This is a genomic window from Cellvibrio sp. (assembly GCF_046347455.1).
Taxonomy (GTDB): Bacteria; Pseudomonadota; Gammaproteobacteria; order Pseudomonadales; family Cellvibrionaceae; genus Cellvibrio.
This window is the reverse complement of sequence record NZ_JAXMGC010000002.1, coordinates 286,711-308,252: the sequence shown is the minus strand read 5'-3', so window position 1 is coordinate 308,252 and position 21,542 is coordinate 286,711. Positions and strand designations below refer to the sequence as shown.

Annotated in this window: 10 protein-coding genes; 4 read left to right on the top strand and 6 right to left on the bottom strand. The window is 46.1% G+C overall.

Annotation, left to right across the window (positions count from 1 at the left end; genetic code table 11):
- Positions 1-54: 54 nt before the first annotated feature.
- Positions 55-3,063: a TonB-dependent receptor gene (locus U1F02_RS05200; RefSeq protein WP_409989305.1), complete on the top strand. Its 3,009-nt coding sequence runs from the start codon at positions 55-57 to the stop codon at positions 3,061-3,063.
- Positions 3,064-3,504: 441 nt separating this feature from the next.
- Here the strand turns inward: U1F02_RS05200 and U1F02_RS05195 are convergent, their stop codons facing one another.
- From U1F02_RS05195 to U1F02_RS05170, 6 genes are all read right to left on the bottom strand, one after another.
- The gene (locus U1F02_RS05195) at positions 3,505-4,530 is read right to left on the bottom strand and encodes an alpha/beta hydrolase (protein ID WP_409989304.1); all 1,026 of its coding nucleotides are present in this window, start codon (positions 4,528-4,530) and stop codon (positions 3,505-3,507) included.
- A gap of 168 nt (positions 4,531-4,698) precedes the next feature.
- Positions 4,699-7,626 carry a glycosyl hydrolase 115 family protein gene (locus U1F02_RS05190; protein ID WP_409989303.1) on the bottom strand — a complete coding sequence of 976 codons (2,928 nt, stop codon included), beginning with the start codon at positions 7,624-7,626 and terminating at the stop codon, positions 4,699-4,701.
- 429 nt (positions 7,627-8,055) lie between these two features.
- Complete coding sequence (locus U1F02_RS05185; protein ID WP_409989302.1) at positions 8,056-8,940, bottom strand: transglutaminase domain-containing protein; 885 nt, start codon at positions 8,938-8,940, stop codon at positions 8,056-8,058.
- Between the two features lie 30 nt (positions 8,941-8,970).
- Positions 8,971-11,520: a circularly permuted type 2 ATP-grasp protein gene (locus U1F02_RS05180; RefSeq protein WP_409989301.1), complete on the bottom strand. Its 2,550-nt coding sequence runs from the start codon at positions 11,518-11,520 to the stop codon at positions 8,971-8,973.
- Positions 11,521-11,623: 103 nt separating this feature from the next.
- Positions 11,624-15,070, bottom strand: coding sequence for a DUF2126 domain-containing protein (locus U1F02_RS05175; RefSeq protein WP_409989300.1), 3,447 nt, complete (start codon positions 15,068-15,070; stop codon positions 11,624-11,626).
- Positions 15,071-15,401: 331 nt separating this feature from the next.
- Positions 15,402-17,165, bottom strand: a complete 1,764-nt coding sequence (locus U1F02_RS05170) for a GspE/PulE family protein (protein ID WP_409989299.1) — start codon at positions 17,163-17,165, stop codon at positions 15,402-15,404.
- Between the two features lie 214 nt (positions 17,166-17,379).
- Between U1F02_RS05170 and argE the strand changes: the two genes are divergently transcribed.
- From argE to U1F02_RS05155, 3 genes are read left to right on the top strand one after another with little or no spacing between them, the layout of a single operon-like run.
- Positions 17,380-18,528: an acetylornithine deacetylase gene (gene argE / locus U1F02_RS05165; RefSeq protein ID WP_409989298.1), complete on the top strand. Its 1,149-nt coding sequence runs from the start codon at positions 17,380-17,382 to the stop codon at positions 18,526-18,528.
- A 25-nt stretch (positions 18,529-18,553) separates the two neighbouring features.
- The gene (locus U1F02_RS05160; RefSeq protein ID WP_409989297.1) at positions 18,554-20,491 is read left to right on the top strand and encodes an acyltransferase family protein; all 1,938 of its coding nucleotides are present in this window, start codon (positions 18,554-18,556) and stop codon (positions 20,489-20,491) included.
- A gap of 13 nt (positions 20,492-20,504) precedes the next feature.
- Positions 20,505-21,542: a Gfo/Idh/MocA family oxidoreductase gene (locus tag U1F02_RS05155; protein ID WP_409989296.1), complete on the top strand. Its 1,038-nt coding sequence runs from the start codon at positions 20,505-20,507 to the stop codon at positions 21,540-21,542.

The following is a 21,542-nucleotide window of genomic DNA, read 5'->3' as shown; positions in this document are numbered from 1 at the left end:
ACGGGTCAGCGGTTCGTTTTACTTACGATAATCAATAATAAATTGGAGTTTCCTATGAAAAAAAATCCCATATTTCACCTAAGCCTGCTGAGCTTGAGTGTTATTGCCGCTATGGCTAATGCCGCGGAGTCGACTACAGCTGAGGCTGAGGAGATCGTTGTCACGGGCTATAAAGGCAGTTTGCAAAGCGCCACCAACGCAAAACGTGAATCTACCGCATTGGTGGAATCTGTGTTTGCTGAAGATATCGGTAAGTTCGCGGATTCCAACATCGCTGAAGCCATCAATCGTATGCCCGGTGTACAAATCAATCGCGATCCATTCGGTGAAGGCGTTAACGTATCGGTGCGTGGTTTGGGCACCAGCTTCACCAAGGTACTGTTGAACGGCTCACAAATCGCAGTAGCGACTTCAGGTACCATCGATACTCAAAACCAAAACCGCGAAGTGGACTTAAATCTCTTTCCAACCGAATTGTTCACCCGTTTTGACATCCAGAAAACGCCTACCGCGAGCATGTTGGAAGGTGGTATTTCCGGTATTGTGAATATCCGCGCTGCACGCCCATTCGACTATAAAGAGGACGGTTTCCGCGCAAACATTAGCGCTCAGGACGTCTATACCGAACTGCAATCCACTAACAGCCCCAAAATTTCCGCAAGCGGAAGCTGGCGTAACGATGAGTTTGGTGTATTGCTCGGCGTCTCTCACGTAGATAAGAAGTTGGCAACCGAAGGTTATGAAACAATCGGCTACAGCAACTTGAACACATCACACCGCATCTGTGGCACCACACCCGGTGCAAACCAAACCTTGGCAACTACCGGCGGTTGTAACCCATCTGGAAGTAACAACTGGTTACTCGCAGGTCTCGATCAAAATGCATCCAGCCCGAACTTTGGTAACGGCAAGGTTCCCGTGAACGCAGGCGCTGGCTTGGTTGATGGAACTATCATTGACCAAGCTTTTTTATTGGCTAAAAACCCAGGCTTAAACGTCACTCAAATCTCTGAAGCTTTGATGCCACGCTTGGGTCGTCAAGCCTACATGAGCGGTACCGACGGCCGTACAACGGGCTTGGCATCTTTGGAATGGCGCCCAAACGATCAAACCAAATTCTATTTGGATGTGATGTCTACCAACGTGAAAAAAGATGTGGATCGTTTGGCTATGACCATGGTTGGTCGTAACGGCTCCATGATTCCACTGAACATGAAAGTGGATGACAACAACGTGGTGCAATCTGGTACCTTCGCAAACGTTCAGTTCTTCCAGGAAGCAAGACCTTATAAAGAAAGCGCTCAGTTCTACAACATCAACCCCGGTGCGCATTTCGAGTTTGGCGAAGCTCATACCTTGGATGTTCAAGCAAACCGTAGCCGCAGTGATTGGTTCCGTGAAGCACCTACTGTTATGGTTGCTACTCAACTAAACAAAGGTATTTACGTTGACTACACCAACGGTGAGGTTCCAACCTTTGATGTGAAGGATGCTAATGGCAAAGTTGACTTCAACAACCCAGAGTTAGGCTGGGGGTGGAGCGGCGGCCGTTTGAATATCTCTAACGAAAAACGTCACACCGAGACTGATGGCGCTCACGCTGACTACCGCTTTGGTGATGATCAAAATAACATCAAGTTTGGTTTGGCCTACGATAAAGCGTCTCGTAAAATCGCTGGTTACGACAACAGCGGTCGCTGGGAAGACGTGGTCTGCCGCGATGGTTTGGACGCAAATGGCAATACACCGACTTCGGGTCGCAAAGCCTGTAACGGTTTGAACCCTAACTCACGCGTACCGCTCAGCCAGTTGAGCTCTTATCTGGCTAAAGGCCCTGGTTTTATCACTGTTCAGTTCGACAAGTTCAAAGCAGATACTAACTACTACAACCTGAGAGACTCAGCTCCAGAAGGTGGTGGTTCATCGACTGGTGCTTCAACGGCGTTGATGGAAGAAAAAACTCAAGGTGCATATTTGGAATTCAACACCACCGCGGAAGTCGTTGGTCATGAAATGCACTTCAACTTGGGTGGCCGTTACATAGATACCGATCAAACCATCTCTGGCCCAGTAACCATTGCAGCACAACCAGCAACAGCAACAACTCCAGCTATTGCTGAGCAGCGCTTCTATGTATCTAAGCCAGTCAATTACAACTATTTGCTGCCGTCGTTCAACGCGACCTTTAAAGCAACTGACGACGTAGTTTTACGTTTTGCCGCGTCACGCACTATGACTCGCCCTAACCCAAGTGCGATGCTGCCAGGTACTAACTTCAGTGACCCTTCTGCGCAGAACGCGAGCTACGGTAACCCAGAGTTGTCTCCATACCTCTCCACTAACATCGATTTCGGTGGCGAGTGGTATACCGGCGATGAAGGTTACGTAGGTGCTACATTCTTCGGTAAGCAAATGACTGGCTTCACCGTATCCAACACTTTCAACGTTCCGTTTAGCAAGCTGGTTGTTGGTATTGGTAGCGATCAAACCATTCCGTTCAACAGTATTGGTGAAAGCCGTCAAGCCGCAATCAATGCCCGTGGCGGACCAGATTTAGCACCAATCCTCGTAACCCAGCAGGTAAACGCTCCGGGTAACCTGGAAATCGAAGGTGCGGAGTTGACCTGGGTACAACCTTTAGACATGGTACTGCACGGCTTTGGCTTTAACGCGAACTACACGCACATTTACCAACGCGGCGAAGGTGCTGGTGCTCCGGCGAAAGCCATAGGTGTATCGCCTGAAAGCTACAACTTCACCGCGTATTGGGAAGATTTTGGTGCGTCTATTCGTTTGACCTACGTGTGGAACGATAAACAAGTTTCATCCGGTCCAAACCAAAACGGCGTGTTGGGTGCAGAGCTCATGACTGATGCGCGTGGCCAGCTGGATCTCTCTACCAGTTATGAGTTTGATAACGTGATGGGCAAACCAAAAGTGAGCTTCAGCGTATCTAACATCACCAACGAACCATTGCGTATGACGTTCGCCTACGACAACGCGACTTACAGCTCCTTTAAAACCGGTTACATCGCAACCTTGGGTGTGAACGCGTCTTTCTAAGAGTTGTTTTGAGCTAAGTTGAAACTAAAACCCCCTGCTTAACACAGGGGGTTTTTCTTTTTCTGAATTCATAATTTTTGGCCAAAGGCCGATCATTTATTCGCATAAGTTTTTATTCAGGTTGATCATCAATAACAAGCTTTTAACCCTTTAAAAACACGGCGAATTTTTATACCGAAAAAATCGCAAAAATCTTTTAACTTTCTCAATGTTCAATAAAACACATTGAATAGTTAAAAGTTGAACCTCTCTTTTTCTATATCTTTCACCCATCGATTTGCTAACTCCCCCCTGATTATCAGGGGTAGCATTATCTCCCGCTTGCGGGAGTTCTCACCCCTGCTTTGCAGGGGTTTTTTATTTTCGGCCATTCAATTCTAAAAATATTGGTTAAAAAAAAGCCGCTCCAGTGAGCGGCTTTTTTGTTCGGGACGTTTAACTCTATTTAAATGTTTTGTTCAGGAACACAATCGCATCATCGAGAACAGGTGTTGCCAATTCTTTGAAGCAGCCGTGGTTGTATTCATTACAGCCGCTATCAAGGAAGCCATGACCTTTGCCTTCGTAGATTTTAAATTCTACCGGCTGGTCGGCTTGCTTCAACAAATCTACAAAACGAGTTGCTACATCTGGTGGAGTCAAACCGTCTTTGCTGCCCACATAAACGAATTGAGGCGGCAGCTTGCGTTCTTTGCGGGTCGGTACGGAATAGATGGGGGACACCGCTTTGTAGAATTCGGGGTGGTTGTCAGCGCTAATACCTACGCCGAACATGCCACGAGGAGTGGCTTTCGCCCATTCCCAGAATTTGTTGTTAGGTGCTTCAAAGCCGCCTTTGCCCGCCGCGTACAAATCATATGCTGCATAGCTCAACACCGCCGCTTGTACTCGTGCGCCGTCTTTTTTAGCGACTTGTTCGGCGGTTTTGTTTTTAGGGAGATAACTGGGTTTGAAGCCGAGAGTGTCGCCCGCAAACCCATCGGATTCGAGTTTGTGCCCAGCCAGAACAACCATCGCCGCTAACTGACCACCTGCACTATCACCAGTTACGGCGATTTTATTGGGGTTACCGCCGTATTGCTTGATGTTGTCTTTCACCCAAAGCACCGCGCCGAGTGCGTCTTCAACCATTTCATTGAGTGTGGTTGTGTTGTTGTTATCAACCAGCAAACGGTAATTCACGTTTACCACCACCAAATCGGCCTTAGTCGCCATGTATTTGGACATATCAGTCATGATGGATTTTGAATTGAGCAACCAGCCGCCACCGTGATAAACAACCAACACCGGTAAATTCTTTTTCTTGACGTCTGGCACATAAATATCTGCCGTCAATTTAAAACCTTTGGCCTCAGACCATTGGACATCTTTATGCTCGATTAGCGCATGCTCGGCTTTAACCCATTGGCAAAAGCTCAAGCTGAGGATAAGCAGCAAATAGCTGAGTTTTGTGTTCAATTTATTCATAGGGAAGACCTGCGTTTGGTGATGATTAGTATTGTTGGAATTATAGTGGAGAGCTACAGGTAGAGCGCCGACCTTGTAGAGCGGCCGGTCTAAAATAAAAACGCACTGCATTTTATACAAATACAGTGCGTTTAGCTTGTGGCTTTGGCAGAAGATTAGTCGCTACAACTATTTACCCAATTGTTTACGAGGTTCCGGACCAAAATAGCTCTTAGCGAGTGGCTTGTCGCTCAGGATTATTTTTTGAACAACAATGGCTGGGTCGACCATTGCGATTTTCAGCCTGTGAGCGCCTGCCGTATCCACTTTGTAAGATGTACGCAAATAGCGCGCATTATCTTTGGTAAAAACATTCCACCAGTTCTGGCTCACAAAAGTTTCTGCCTGACGGTTTTCAAAAATATCCAACACATGGAAGTCGTCGTTATCCATCGCAGTGGCGATTCGCATACCGCGATCTGGAACTAAATCCATTACCGGGCCTAATAGAAGGGTAATTTCATAGTTGCCGCTACGTGGGAGATAAACGGGATACTCCAATTGCGGTGCAGGGTTAGGGGGTAAAATACTCGCCGCGGTGACTGGGAAAATTTCCATAGCAGCCGCTTCTCGACCGTAATCGGGAATTGTTTGCCAGCTAATACCTTTAATTGTTTTATTCACCGGTGCATCTACAGCACGTATAGCGATTGGGCCATCCAAGCTTGCAAAGTGACCTTTGGCTTCGTTCGCTTGTGCTTTGGTCGCTTTCACAACAGGCACCTTAATTTTCACCGTTTCCCTGTTGCCAGACACTTCAATCGTCGCTGTTGATTTGCCCTCAGGCGCTTTGTTCCAATCTATGTCAACCCAGTAGCGATGGTCTGGCGCATAGTCAGGGTCTTTCTTGAGAAGGACCCAAGGCGACGACGATTTAATCGCATACTCAAAAGGCAAAGTGCCTTCGGCAAAAATATCAACGTAAGAACGACGCGGATAAAAGGATTCGAACGTTGTCATTACGGCATCACCGAAGTGCTCGGGCCATGCGTTAACATCACCTTCAATCGCAACACCAAAATTCGCATTTTTAATAGGTAAGACTTCAGAAATTAACGGCATGGAATTGACTCGCGGCGGCTGCCAATCAAATTGGCCCAAGTGCGGCTGATCCATTAAGTGATTCCATTTTCCGTCTGACAGTGTTTGGTTGTAATAATCACTCATCGCTTGATCTTGCTTAAACAATTCGCGCACGCGCGCTGCTTGCTCAGTAGTACCATGCAAACGGCCTTGTCTTGCGTAGAGTTGATTTTTACCGGCAGCGATATTCATTTGCGTCACCAACCCAGATGCTTTTGCAGGATGAAGAACCAACTGATAAAACGCAGCTTGCTGTTCTTTAGGCAGCTTCGCGTAAATTTTTTCGGCCTTCTCAATCACATCATTCCAAGCGGCCTCAACACGTTCCGCCTCGCCGTAATTTACAAGGCTGAATGTTGAAGGTTCGATAAGCTCTGGTTTTCTCCAACCATTATATTTTGTGAAGCGTGAAATCACGTCAGCAATATCTGCTGCATACTCAGGACCAAAATCACGCTCCGCCAAACGTTTGGTATAAGCACCAATGCTGTCTTTGTTCATGGCCTTTGGATTCCAGGCCATGCGAATAAAAAATTCAATGGGTAATTCAAGCGGTTTTAAATCACCCACGTTGACGATCCAAATTTTCTTGGCATCGTATTCCGCCGCCAAATTCATTTGTTCCCACATCTTGGTGAAGGGACTGGTATTAATCCATTGGTATGCGAAAGGGCCACCGTGCATATCGATATGATAATAAATACCCGCGCCGCCGGACCGTTTGCGCTCGTCGTCGGTAGGCAAGCGGCGCAAATTGCCGGTGTTGTCATCGGTCCACAACAGGGTTACATCTTCCGGTGGGCGCAAACCGTGCTCATAAAATTTTTGCACTTCAGTAAACAATGCCCAGAGCTGCGGAACCTTGGCGGGATCTGTTTTCATCTCCTCTGCAATAATTTGGCGCTGATCGGCAAATATTTTTTCCAACAATTTAATGTCCGATTCCATACTACCGGATGACGCCATTCCTTCATCGCCATCACCACGCATGCCCACAGTCACCAGGTTTTCATAGTTCTTACTTTTGGCGATACCTTCGCGAAAGAATTCTTTCAGTGCATCGCCATTGGTTTGATAATTCCATTTACCATTGCCGATTTTATCTTTGCGCGTCGTCCACTCTTTATGTGCGCGCATCATGGGCTCGTGGTGAGAGGTACCCATAACAATGCCGTACTCGTCAGCAAGGCGTGGGTTCTCAGGGTCATCTTCATTAAAAGCGTTGTCCCACATTGCAGGCCATAAGTAGTTGGCACGCAGGCGCAATAAGAGCTCAAACACCTTGGTGTAAAACTTAGAATTTAATCCGCCAAACTTCTCTTGCGCCCAACCCGTTAAACAGGGGCGCTCGTCGTTTAGGAAAATGCCGCGATAACGCACGGCCGGTTCGCCAGATGCATAACGCCCTTTAAGCACATAGGCTTGGTCGAGCTTTTTTGGTGGCACATCTGCCCACCAATACCAAGGTGAAACGCCTAATTGTTCAGAAAGTTCATAAATTCCGTAGATGGTCCCGCGTTTATCGCTCCCTACAATCACCAACGCTTGATCAATACCCGGAAGAGGATTTGCAACGCTAGTGATAACAAAGCTCTCCCATTTTCCTTGAATATCTTGTGTGGATAATTTGCCAGCACTAACAAGCTTATCAATGGTGTTGTTGTGCCCTAGGGTACCCACAATTACAACCGTTTTGGTTTTGGGTTGCTCCCAAGCTAGCAGAGGCTTTTGCGTAGTGACGCGCTCAATATCATTTTGCAGATCACTCAAAGCGCGCTTTACGCCCGGGTAATCCTGTTCGTCATACCACAGTGGCGCAGTTGCTTTTTGCGTTACCAAAGCGAAGGCACCTGTTGCGGACTTGGTGGAAATAATGTCTTGCGGTAACCCGAGGCTCGGTCCGGCCATTACGGGTGCAGCAGACCAGCACATCAGCATTCCGAACACAGCAGAAATTTTGATCAGCATTTTCATAGCTAATTCCTGAATAGTTATAGATTATGGGGTTTAGGCGTGTTCGGGCCTTAATCATTATTTTTATAATGTATTTTTAGGATGTAATAAAAAAGCCGGAGCTTTAAGCTCTCTATAGTTTTGCGTAGCCTAGACAACTCACGGGGTGAGAACCTTAACTATTGGCAATTTTCCAATTAATTTCAAAAATTTAAAGCTTTTTTGCAATTTTTTCCGACAATAAGATTTGTAAAAAACAGAAAATTTTCGGGGCAGGGAAATACTGAATAAAAGTGTGCCTAATAAAAAAGACATACGCTCACAGCAAAGTAAACCCTCATAGGGAGGTGTTCCTATGGCAGCTAACTTTTCGTTTGCTTTATGTACGAAATTGTAGATACGAAAAACTGAAATTTGGCAGCTGTTAAAATAAAGGAGTTTAATGTCTGGTCATTCGTTGACGCGCTGAACATCAACAGATACAAATAACTGCGGCGAATGGCCGCCGCCGAAAATAACACCTTTTAGTGGGGTTACGTCTGAATAATCCCTGCCCCATGCAGTTGTTATGTGTTGTTCACTAGTCACGGTGTTATTGGTTGGGTCGAATTCAAACCAACCTTCGCCAGGAGAATATACGGCAAACCATGCATGTGTTGCGTCTGCACCGACGAGCTTTTCTTTTCCGGGTGGAGGTAAGGTTTCTAAATAACCGCTCACGTAACGTGCCGGATAACCTAGAGAGCGCAAGCAGCCAATGGCAAGGTGAGCGAAATCTTGGCAGACACCGCGTTTGTGTTTGAATACATCTGCTAGTGGTGTGGCCACATCAGAAAAAGTGGGGTCGTAGGTAAAATCAGTGTAAATACGCTGAGTTAATTCCATAACTGCGGAAAGAAATGGTCGTTCGTCGCTGAACGATGAGGTGGCGTAATCCGCAAGATATTGTTGCGCTTGCACCATAGGCGAGTCCAACATAAATTCGCGAGCATTAACACAATCAATAGTTTTGGTATTTTCCAAAAGGTATTTCACATAACTGCAGGGGCTACCGAAATCTAAATTGATGTTCGCCTCTTTATCTTGAACGCTAATGGTACTGGTAATAGCAAGCTCTAATTCGTTGTGATCTTTTTCAATCGAGAACTGCAAAAATTTATTGCCAAAGCAATCTGTCCGCGTGTTATGCGTAGTTGCGGTCGGTGTTATTTTTATATCAATTGCGTCCACCTGTTGCCGTGAAGTGTTGCGCGGTAATACGTAAGCAACGTTGTAACAATTGCTTACTGACAAACCATATTGGTAACGGGTGCTATGACGAACGATATATTTCATAAAAAAGATTGGCTCCTGCCGTAAACTACATTACAAGTTGTCTTGCCATTCTGTATTTTTTACCAAGAGTTGCGGCCCTTGAGCGTGATCAAAGTAGCGCTGACTAATCGCTTTTGCGGCGCTAGTAATTAAATATTGAACACGCGCAAGAAGCTGATCTAAATCTTGCCGAACACCTGTTTCTGCTTTGGCTAAATCTTTCACTTCGCTTAATTTGAGCGCAGTGATCGCCTCGAGTAAAAATTTATTTTCCGCATTCAAGGTTTCTTTGTTGCCAGGCAAATCGGCGAAATGCATGGCGAGTTCTTCCACTTGGAATAGCAAAGAACGCGGATTATTAGCGTTGAGCAAAATCATTTCTAAACCGTTTTCGATATTGACACCACTTTGGTAGCGTCGGCGATAAGATATTAACGCCTCGCCACACAAAAGCGCTGTTTCTACCAAAACTTCTTGTTCAATATCATCAAACTTGCTGGTAAGCATTGAACGCAAGCCGCTCACAATTTGCAGCGCGCGTTCCATGCGTCGCCCCATTTCCATAAAGTGCCAGCCGTTTCCGCGAATCATACTTTCGTGAATTAAGCCGGCGAAGGCGAGCAAAGCAGTAACAAGAGGCGCAAGAGCTTCTTCTGGTGCTGAGAGGCCTGCAGGTTGCAGATGTGCTTTGAGTGCGTCCAGTTCATCACCAATATTGTTGATGATACGTTGGGTATCGCTCGACAGTTGTTCCTTCACTTGTTCCGCAGCTTTGATCATAGCAACCAAATTATTGGCAACACTGCCGATGCGATTTTGATCCAAAATAATGGAAATCATTTCAGGCTCGGGGTTGCTCAGGAGCGTTTTATCAAAACTGGAAAAACCGGGATAGGTGGACGTTACATCGGTAACGGCTTTTAATAAGGTGCGGCAAACCGCTTCGGGTAACGCTTCGGTTTTGTTGAGCTGAATAAATACAGTGCGTAACATACGCAATGCAGATTCTGCACGCTCGGCGTAGCGCCCCATCCAGAATAAATTTTCTACAACGCGGCTCGGCAACTCACCCACAGTTTCTTGTGATTGCTGCGAGTCCAGTGTTCTCAAGCTGATTTGCTTTTCTGGTTCAGACGCTAATACCCAGGTATCTTTTGAAACAGAGCCACGCTGGTTGGAAATAATTTTTTTGTCTGCATCCAAGTTCACGCGCGTTAATCCGCCGGGCAAAACTGCATAGGAAGATTCACTCGCCACCGCAAAAGTACGCAAGATCGATGCTCGCGGCACAAAACAGCCTTGATGCCACGTGGGTGTTTTTGAGCTGGTGATATATTCTTGCGCTGCAAATTGGTAAGGGTGCTTGCGAATACGGTTTTGCCATGCTTGTAGTTTGGTGTCGTCCAGCTCAGCACCATAAACTTCGTACAAACCGGGTTTGCGATAGGTTGGTTTGATGAGCAAATTCTTTAAATTTGCACACACGTATTCCAAATCTTGTTTGTTACCACACCACCAGGTTTTTACCGACTCCATTTGCAATTCACGTCCAAGCAAGGCTTTGGCGATTTCAGGCAAATAACGCAACAACGCGGGGTTTTCCAACACGCTCGAGCCCAATGGGTTTGCGATTGCCACATTCCCCATGCGTGCAACTTCTAACAACCCAGGAACACCTAATTGGGAATTTCCCTTTAGCTCCACCGGGTCGCAATAAATATCGTCAACGCGGCGCAGAATTACATCAACTCGTTTTAAACCATCGAGAGATTTCATCCATACATATCCGTTGCGCACGGTAAGATCACTGCCTTGCACGAGTTGAAACCCTAAATAGTTGGCGAGGTATGCGTGCTCGAAATAGGTTTCGTTATAGGCGCCGGGGGTCAACACAACAATGCGGGCAATGCCGCCATTGGGATTTAATTCGTGAAGTTTTTGGCGCATGCGCGAGAAAAATAACGAAAGGCGGTGAACGTGGCTATCGCGAAATAGACTCGGGAACACACGATTCATCACCGTGCGGTTTTCCAACGCATACCCTGCGCCCGATGGTGCTTGAGTACGGTCAGACATGATTTTCATTTTGCCATCGGCTGCGCGAACCAAATCAACACCGTGCAAAATTAATTGGTGGTCGCCTTGCATTTTGACTTGGTAGCAAGGGCGTAAATAGCCTGCGTGGGAAAATAATAATTCTGGCGGAATAATTCCCTGTTGAATCAATTTTCGATCGCCGTAGATGTCGAGCAGAATCGCGTTGAATAATTCTGCCCGTTCCACTAGCGCACTTTCTGTTTGGCTCCACTCATCGCTGCTAATGAGCAAAGGAACAGGGTTTAATTGCCAGGTTTGATTCGCGTTGGGCTCGTCATAGATTTTATAAGTCGCACCATCATCGCGCAGAATGCGGCGAACTTTCTTCTGCCGCTCATCAATCGCGTCGGCACCAAGACTGTGCAGGCTCTCTAACAAATATTTCCAATGAGCGCGTACATCGCCATTACTGGCATAGGCCTCATCAACACCATCCAAGGCTGGCTGATAACTGAAGTCACGAGTTAAAGGTTGATTTTCCATCTGCGCGGAATAAGGGTTCATGATTTATAGTGTCATTTACAAAAAGGAATAAAATCATTTTAGCGCCTTTTTACACTCCTATGTTTTCTAAAACAGCCCAAAGCTAATTTGTTCTAAGCAACACTTATCTTCGCAAATCTAATGTATGGGGATATTCATCAGCGGGTTCTTCTGGCGGTGGCGCCATAGGTCTTGGTGGATGCTTGTGTTCAAAAAATTCGCGCAAAATTTTCCCAGCAGGCGATACCGGTAGAGCACCCGGCGTATGATTGAAATCGAAGAAGCGATTGCCGCGACGCGATTCAGCTTCGTTCGCATTCACCGGGAAGCGATCATAACTACGGCCACCGGGATGACTAACGTGATAAGTACAACCACCAATCGACTTACCATTCCAAGTGTCTATTAAATCGAACACCAAGGGTGAATGAATTCCAATCGTAGGATGCAAGGCCGATGGTGGTTGCCATGCGCGGTAGCGAACGCCACCCACATACTCACCGTGTTTTCCAGTTGCATTTAAACAAACGCGGCGACCATTACACGCAAGTACATAGCGCCCCGGTGTTAGGCCGGTGACTTTTACTTGCATACGCTCGATGGAAGAATCCACATAGCGAGATGTTCCAAAGCTGGAAATTTCTTCGCCCAATACATGCCACGGTTCAATGGCCCAACGCAACTCAATTTGAATATCATCTAATTGTACTCGCCCGTAATGCGGGAATCGGAACTCTTCAAAGGCTGCAAGCCATTCAAGCTGAAACGGATAACCGTGCTCATTTAAATCACGCACCACATCGCGCATATCCTCCCACACGTAATGCGGTAGCATAAATTTGTCATGCAGCGCCGTTCCCCAACGTACGAGCGGCTTTTTGTAAGGCTCTTTCCAAAAGCGGCTAATCAAGCAGCGTAACAATAAAATTTGTACCAACGACATACGTGCATGGGGTGGCATTTCAAAACCACGAAATTCCAAAATCCCCTGACGACCACTCGCGCTGCCCGGCGAATAAAGTTTGTCGATACAAAATTCGGCGCGGTGAGTATTACCCGTGATATCGACTAACAAATTTCGCATTAAGCGATCTGTTAGCCATGGCTGATCCACTAAGCCATCAGGCATTTCCTTGAATGCAATTTCTAACTCGTACAGCATTTCGTCGCGACCTTCGTCCACGCGCGGCGATTGACTGGTAGGCCCAATAAATAAACCCGAAAACAAATAAGAAAGCGCCGGGTGATGCTGCCAAAATGTGACAAGACTGCGCAACAAATCTGGTCTGCGCAAAAACGGGCTATTCGCAGGAGTCCATCCACCGAAGGTTACGTGGTTGCCACCGCCGGTTCCGGAATGGCGACCATCCAACATAAATTTTTCTGTTCCCAAACGCGTTTGGCGAGCATCTTCGTAGAGCGCCTCGGTATTTCTCACCAGTTCTGGCCAAGTTTCTACGGGATGAATATTAACTTCAATCACACCCGGGTCTGGTGTGATGAGGAATTTTTTAAGGCGATAATCTTTTGGTGGCTCATATCCTTCAATCACCACTGGCATATTCAATTCTTTCGCGACATCTTCGATCGCTTCAATCAACGCAACATAGTGCTCAAGATAAGTAAGCGGCGGCATAAACACATGCAAGCGACCTTCTCGTGTCTCAAAACAAATAGCAGTACGAATCACATAACCCGCTTCCAGATAATTGGGTTTCGTTTCTTGCTGCGCGTTTTGCGTACCTGCGTTTTGCTCCTGAATATTTTGTGCCTGCCGATTTTTTCGTTTGGTGGAATATTTATCGAGTAGCATTTCCAAGGAACTGACTCGTACCGCAGCTTGAGTTTTACCGGCAGGCTCTAACGAGGGCTTTTGTTCAATGGGGTCATTTTCAGGTTGATAACGATCATATTCTTTTTCAGGGAAGCCCACGGAATTTAACGGCAACCGTAAACCAAGGGGTGAATCACCCGGAATCAGCATTAAATTTCCGGTGCGGAATTTCCAACGTCCAGTAAGCCAAGTGCTGTGAGCATAATTCCACTCGATGGGAAGCACATAACCAGTTTCTACGTTTAAACCACGCGTTAATAACGCGGCTAAACGCCTGCGCTCCAAATCATCTTTCAAATCTGCTTTTAGCGGGTCAACACCAACGGGTAAATTCTTTTCCGCCCACAGGTAATAAAGCACATCTTCGTAGGCAGGAATTAAATGTTCGCTGTTAACAACGATTTTTTTACAAAAAGCCTGTGCGAATTTTTTCGCGCTCTCGTGATTAAAACCGTAGGACTTATCAACGCGCGCTAAATATTGTTCATCACGCCACAGGGGCTGACCGTCCGTTCGCCAAAAACAGCCCAGCGCCCAACGCGGAACTTCTTCACCCGGGTACCATTTACCTTGACCGTAATGCAGCAAACCGGAAGGTGCAAACGTGTTGCGCATGCGCAGCAATAAATCTTTGGCGAGTTTTAATTTGTCGGCACCCAAGGCCCCTGTGTTCCATTGTTCAGACTCCATGTCATCAATGGAGACGAACGTAGGCTCGCCGCCAGTGGTAAGACGAACATCTTGATCCATTAATTCTTTATCGACCGCCGCACCTAAAGCATTGATGGTTGCCCATTGCTCTTCGGTATAAGGTTTTGTAACACGCGGATCTTCCAATATACGGAAGACTTCATTGGAGTAATTAAACTCCACCTCGCATTTGCTGGTGGCGCCGGTAATGGGTGCCGCCGAAATTGGATCGGGTGTACAGGCCAAGGGAATATGACCTTCCGTAGCAAGTAAACCAGACGTTGGATCTAAACCAATCCAGCCGGCACCGGGAATAAATATTTCTGTCCACGCGTGTAAATCCGTAAAATCTTCTTCGGGCCCGCTCGGGCCATCCAAGGCTTTTATATCCGCTGTTAATTGCACCAAATAACCCGATGCAAAACGCGCGGCGTAACCTAAATGCCTGAACACTTGAACCAACAACCACGCTGTATCGCGGCAAGAGCCCTTTGCAAGCGTGAGCGTTTCCTCGCAGGTTTGTATACCCGGTTCAAGCCGAACGCCATAGCCAATCATTTGCTGCAGCTTTTGGTTAACCTGTACTAAAAAATCGTTCACATGCCAAGGCTTTTCAGACACAACGCGATGGCGCATTTCCGCTTTAATGTCATTCACTAAATCTAGCAATTGCGGCCCCTGCTCTACCACTTCAAGGTAAGGCACAAGCTCACGTTTTAACTGCTCGTCATAATCAAAGGGAACAAACTCTGCGTAGTCTTCAACAAAAAAATCAAAAGGATTGATGGATGTCATTTCAGCAATGACTTCAACAGATATTTTCAATTTCTCGCATTGATCAGGGAAAACCAAACGTGCTTGAAAGTTTCCAAAGGGGTCCTGTTGCCAATTAATAAAATGTTTTTCGGGCTCTATTTTGAGGGAGTAGCTGTGAATTTTTGTACGGGAGTGTGGCGCCGGGCGCAAACGTAATACATGCGGAAAGAGCGACGTTAAGCGATCAAACTTATATTCAGTGACGTGATGAATGGCAACACGAATGGCCATAGAGCTTACCTTCCTCGTTATTGAATAGGTGGATCAACTACCACCGGCAAAGACAAAACCGGCACAAAGACACAAAAGCGTGCAAACGATTTTTAAATGCGCCCTAAAAGTGCGCACAACTAGATTTTATGGAAGCTAGTTGTGTTTTAACGGCTTTAGTTGGATTAAGGCAATAACCGAACCAAGTGAGACTAAGTGACTTTTGGGTCACTTGGATGACAAGAAAGGATGTCTTTAGAAGCTACAATCTGTAGCAACAGAGGGCACCCAAGCGCCCAAGTTTATAAGGCAAGAGATTTTAGTTTGCTAAGAAATGATTACCCGATTGAATTCAACCCGCTTTTTCCGCTGGTGGAGCAACGCGTAACACTTCTTCAAGCGTTGTTAAACCCGCCGCAATTTTTTGCGCACCAGACAAACGCAACGTACGCATTCCCTCTTTCATGGCTTGCTTACGCATATCGATAATATTGCAATCGCTGGTTACTTTTTCTTTAAGCGTTTCGGACATTACCAAAATTTCGTACAAACCTTGGCGACCTAAATAACCTGTGTTGCGGCATTCCAAACAACCCACAGGGCGATAAATTTTTGCGGGAACATTTACCTTCCAAGGTGCAACCAATTGTTGCCAGTCGTCTGCACTGATATGTCCCTCTTCTTTACAGTGTGGACAAAGCGTACGTACCAAACGCTGCGCCATTACTCCCAATAAGGTGGCATTGATTAAATACGAAGGAATTCCTAAGTCGAGCATACGCGCAACCGTTGATGGGGCGTCGTTTGTGTGCACAGTTGATAACACCAAGTGGCCCGTGAGCGCGGATTGCACCGCCATTTGCGCAGTTTCTAAATCGCGAATTTCGCCCACCATAATAATGTCTGGATCTTGCCGCATTAGGCTGCGAATACCCGCCGCGAAATCTAAACCTATTTTGTGATGCACCTGAGTTTGGTTAAAACTCTCTTCAACCATTTCAATGGGGTCTTCAATAGTGCTTACGTTCACCTCTGCAGTTGCAACTTGGCGAAGCGATGAATAGAGCGTTGTTGTTTTACCCGAACCCGTTGGCCCTGTTACCAACAAAATTCCGTTTGGGCGATCTAACATTGTGCGCCAACGCGTGTAGTCATCGCCCACCAAACCTAAATCGGTAAAACTGCGCAGCAATACTTCCGGGTCGAAAATACGCATCACCAACTTTTCGCCAAAAGCCGTTGGCAATGTGCTCATCCGCAATTCAATTTCGCTACCATCATTGCGGCGCGTTTTTATGCGACCATCTTGCGGTTTGCGGCGCTCGGAAATATCCATTCGCCCCAAGACTTTAAAACGTGCCGTTACTGCCGTTGCTACGTTCGCTGGCAACTCGTACACGTAATGCAGAACGCCATCAATACGAAAACGAATACGGCCCACGTCACGACGCGGTTCAATATGAATATCGCTCGCACGCTGGTCGTAGGCATATTGCAGCAGCCAATCCACAATTTTGACGATGTGCTGGTCATTGGCATCCGGGTCAGTTGCTTTGCCTAACTCCACCAGCTGTTCAAAATTGGTAATCGCTGAAGCAGAAGCACCCCCACTCGCACCACTCACCGAGCGCGCAAGCGTGTAGAACTCCACCATGTAGCGTTCAATGTCCGCGGGATTTGCAATTACGCGTTTAACACGGCGGCGCGCAACATGCTCAAGCTGCGGCTCCCAACCGGCAACAAAGGGTTGGGTACAGGCGATCACGACTTCATCCGGCGTCACCTCAACGCACAAAATACCGTGGCGTTTGGCAAAGGCGTAGCCCATGACTTCGGTCACCTTAGCGGTGTTGATTTTCATGGGATCGATATGAAAAAGAGGATGTTTGGATTTTTCAGCAAGCCAATCGGTTAAGGTGTCACCATCCAACATTTTTCCGGGGCGCTTTTGGTCATCCAGATTTTGCGAGGCGATATAGACAAGCGGATGCATAATTGCCTGTTCACGGGTGCGCGACGAACCGAGCAACACATTCGCATCCTCTTGCGACAGGCGGCCATCAGCCACCAAATCCATTAGCACACCACGCAAATCCAACACACGGTCAAAAGCCATAACAGCAATCCTGATCTTTTCTTTATTAAAGAGATTGTAGCTAGTCTAGCGGATTAGGGACACTAGCCAGGTCGCGTTTCACATGCTCACCCGATCAAAGCTTGCATTTAAGGGCGCATTGGGCGATTGTCTACCTATAATGGCTTTCCCCATATGTCCTGCATTAAAGCCGCAATGAACGCCTTTTGTTCAAAATACGGCAACGGAATAAAAGATGACACTAGACCTTAAAAATTACCAAACCCAACTCGCACAACTGGTAGCACTGCCTTCAGTAAGTTGCGGCGTTGCAAGTTGGGATATGCCAAACCTTCCAGTTATTGAATTACTCGCCAATTGGTTCAAGGATTTGGGATTTAATACGCAGATTATTCCGCTCGCGCAATCGGGCAAAGCTAACCTGATTGCCACGCTCGGCAGCGGCGACGGTGGCTTGGTTTTGGCTGGCCACAGCGACACAGTGCCTTACGATGCCAACCGTTGGAACAGTGATCCGTTTACCCTCACCGAAAAAGACGGAAAGCTATTTGGTTTAGGCGCTACCGACATGAAAGGATTTTTTCCCGTCATTTTAGCTGCAGTAAAACCATTTTTAGATACACCGTTAAAACACCCGCTGATCATTCTCGCCACAGCAGACGAAGAAAGCAGCATGAGCGGCGCGCGCGCCTTAGCCGCGAGCGGAAAACCAAAAGCGCGTTATGCCGTTATCGGCGAACCCACCGAACTCAAACCAATCCGCATGCACAAAGGCATTATGATGGAATCCATTCGCGTACGCGGCCAAGCGGGGCATTCATCAAACCCCGCATTGGGGAAAAGCGCACTAGATGCCATGACGCATGTTATGAACGAGTTAATAGGCTTGCGTAGCGAGCTGGAATTTAAATACCGCAACCCCGGCTTTGCTGTGCAAACACCAACTCTAAATCTAGGTTGTATTCACGGCGGTGATGGTGCCAATAGAATTTGCGGCGAATGCGAATTGCATTTCGATTTACGCTTATTACCCGGAATGGATAACGAAGAACTTCGCCAAGCTATTCAAAATCGTTTAAATCCCATCGCAGAAAAAAGTGGTACCGATATTGTTTTCTCTTCGCTCTTTGAAGGCGTAGAACCCTTTGATGAACCCGCAGAATCTGAATTGGTAAAAGTGTGCGAACAATTAACTGGCCACAGCTCAGAAAGCGTTGCCTTCGCCACCGAAGCACCTTTTATGCAGCAACTGGGCATGCAAACCGTCATCCTCGGCCCCGGCTCCATCAACCAAGCTCATCAACCTGATGAGTTTATTAGCATTGATCAGGTCGAACCTGCGGTGAAAATTGTGCAGGAATTGATTAGGAAGTTTTGTTGTTAATAATAATGAAAGCTAAGGATTAATAATGCAGTACAGAAATGACATCCAAGGACTAAGAGCTATTGCAATTTTATTAGTAATTGCTGCTCACTTTGGTATTCCTGGTTTTTCTTGGGGCTTTGTCGGGGTCGATGTATTTTTTGTAATATCCGGATACCTGATTACAGGTTTAATCTATAGCGAAATAAAGAACGAGGGGAACTTTAGCTTTTTATCGTTCTACGCGCGCCGAATATTAAGGTTATTACCCAACCTGATTTTTATGATTCTTGTCGTATTAGGTTTAGGGGCGTTGCTGCTCACACCAAATGAACAAATTTTTAATTCGCATGTTGCAATCTACGCTTCCTTTTGGCTTAGTAATTTTTATTTTGCACTGACCTCAATTAATTATTTCGACAACTCCCTTTCAAGCAGTCCGTTTTTGCACACATGGTCACTCGGAGTAGAAGAGCAATTCTATTTATTTTGGCCGGCAATTTTCCTTCTAGCTTTTACGTTGACTAAAAGAGCATCAATAGCGAGCCAGTTACTTCATAAATTTCTGCTTTTTGCGATCCCCATCCTTAGCCTTGGCTATTGTATTTACTTAAGTTTCAATCACCCCAATTTGGCATACTACATGATGCCCTCTCGGCTATGGCAATTCTGCCTGGGCGCAGCGGGCTATTTTATTTTTTCATCCCCATCGTTACAAAGCATTAAGATCACCCCAAGCTTAGAAAATTTGGTAACTTTTGTAGGCATAGGGCTATTCGTTGCATCTGCCTTTTTTATCGCGCCAGACAAACAATACCCAGGATATTTAGCACTACTACCTTCGCTGGCGGCTCTACTTTTATTAATCGGTTACAGTGGCTCATCCTTCACACACAAAATACTTGGCTCGTATATCTTCAGAAAGCTAGGGGATATTTCTTACTCAATTTATCTCTGGCATTGGCCAGCATGGGTTTTATCGGGCCTGTTCTTTTCTGACCAAAAAATGAAGCAGCTAATTATCGCATTGATTGCAACGGCGATTTTATCTGTCCTATCTTTTGTACTCATCGAATCACCTATTCGCAGAAGCCAATCACTCAAATCAAAGCCTGTTGCCGTACTACTCGGCGCTATTTTTACAGGCCTTGTAGTATTTTCAATCTGCATTCTGCTGGAAAAAAGTGCGCGCAGAGAAATGCAGATCACCGATATCGTAAAATACGAAAAAATAAGAGATACAAAACCAGATATATATGCATTCGGTTGCGATCAATGGTACTCGTCTGCTGAAGTGCGCCCTTGTGTTATCGGAAAAAGCGACTCAACACATTCTGTCGTCCTGTTTGGGGATAGCATAGGTGCCCAATGGTTCCCTGCTATATTTAACATTTATAACGTACCCGATTGGAAAATTTATGTATTCACCAAATCATCATGCCCCATTGTGGACGAAAAAATCTTTTATACGCGAATTGGCAGGGAATACACAGAATGCGAAAAATGGCGAAATTCAGCGGTAGATTCAATCGCATCTTTGCACCCTGATGTGATCTTTATAGGTTCAGCATTACAAGTGCTAACTCAAGATCAATGGCAAAATGGCACCCGTCGAATTATTAATAAATTAGCTCATCAAAGTGAGCAAATTTTTATCTTTAGAAGCACACCAGAGTTACCTTATAACGCTATAGACTGTTTAATAAGAAAAAAATCAGTAGCTAACTTTATTAGAAATAACTCGCTGTGCGAACCTACAGTCAATAACTCGTATAATTCAGATGTTTTTACCTGGTTAACAGAAGCAACAAAAGATTTTCCCAATGTGCGAATGCTGGACCTCAACAATCATATTTGCCCAAATGGTATATGTGAGCTGGAAAAAGACAACCAAGTAATATTTAGAGACAATAAACACTTAACTGTCGAATTTATAAACTCTGCGACAGACTCTTTATTCAATGCGATGACATCGCAAAACTAAGACATTGAAAGCTATGTTAAACGTCGCCCTTTGCTCCTACGGCATGTCCGGAAAAGTATTTCATGCACCGCTGATTGCAGCTGAACCGCAATTGCATTTACACACTATTTTGCAGCGCTCGAGTGACTCTGCGCTTGCGGATTTCCCCGATGCGATAATTGCAAAAAGCTTCGATGAAATTCTTTCGAATCCCGACATTCATATTGTGGTAGTAAATACGCCTAACGAATTTCATTTTTCTATGACGAAAGCCGCCCTGCTTGCGGGAAAACATGTTGTTACCGAAAAACCCTTCACGCTCTCACTTCACGAAGGCGAAGAGTTAATTGCGCTTGCACAACAGCAACAAAAAATTCTGGCGGTTTTTCACAACAAGCGTTTGGAAACAGACCATTTAACCGTACAGAAAATTCTTACATCAGGTTCACTGGGTAGAGTGGTAGAAATTGAATGGCATTATGATCGCTACCGCAACAACATCACTCATAAATTGTGGAAGGAAGATAAGTTACCCGGCGCGGGCACTTGGTGGGATTTAGGCGTGCACATGCTGGATTCCATGCTGACCTTATTGGGCAGGCCTCAAGCGGTGAATGCGGATATGCGCAGCTTGCGCCGCGCAGAAGGATCTACCGATTACTTCAACGTGTGTTTTCATTATCCAGATACGCGCGTGCTTTTGCGTTCAAGCACATTTGTCAGCGCTAAAGGCGCAACGGTTAGCATTCACGGCGACAAGGGCTCCTTCTTAAAATTTGGGCAAGATGTACAAGAACAACAACTGATGAATGGCATTCGTCCTTATCAAACTGGATGGGCCAACCACGGTACTGACAATATTGGCACACTGGTAATCCAGCAGGAATCAGGTGCGCATAAAGCGCAGATCGAAAGTGAACGAGGCTGCTATGAGCTTTTTTATCACAACATCGCCGATGCTATTTACGGCAAAGATACATTGCGTTTTCCTGCGCAACAGGCATTATTAGCCGTTGAAATGCTACTCGCGGCAGATGAAAGCAACCGCCTGCAAAAAACAATTTCAGTTTAG

Coding starts and splice junctions, on each gene's coding strand:
- U1F02_RS05185 (WP_409989302.1), bottom strand. CDS start 8,940: ATGAAATATATCGTTCGTCATAGCACCCGTTACCAATATGGTTTGTCA.
- U1F02_RS05170 (WP_409989299.1), bottom strand. CDS start 17,165: ATGGCTTTTGACCGTGTGTTGGATTTGCGTGGTGTGCTAATGGATTTG.
- U1F02_RS05155 (WP_409989296.1), top strand. CDS start 20,505: ATGTTAAACGTCGCCCTTTGCTCCTACGGCATGTCCGGAAAAGTATTT.
- U1F02_RS05195 (WP_409989304.1), bottom strand. CDS start 4,530: ATGAATAAATTGAACACAAAACTCAGCTATTTGCTGCTTATCCTCAGC.
- U1F02_RS05200 (WP_409989305.1), top strand. CDS start 55: ATGAAAAAAAATCCCATATTTCACCTAAGCCTGCTGAGCTTGAGTGTT.
- U1F02_RS05190 (WP_409989303.1), bottom strand. CDS start 7,626: ATGAAAATGCTGATCAAAATTTCTGCTGTGTTCGGAATGCTGATGTGC.
- U1F02_RS05175 (WP_409989300.1), bottom strand. CDS start 15,070: ATGGCCATTCGTGTTGCCATTCATCACGTCACTGAATATAAGTTTGAT.
- U1F02_RS05180 (WP_409989301.1), bottom strand. CDS start 11,520: ATGAACCCTTATTCCGCGCAGATGGAAAATCAACCTTTAACTCGTGAC.
- U1F02_RS05160 (WP_409989297.1), top strand. CDS start 18,554: ATGCAGTACAGAAATGACATCCAAGGACTAAGAGCTATTGCAATTTTA.
- argE (WP_409989298.1), top strand. CDS start 17,380: ATGACACTAGACCTTAAAAATTACCAAACCCAACTCGCACAACTGGTA.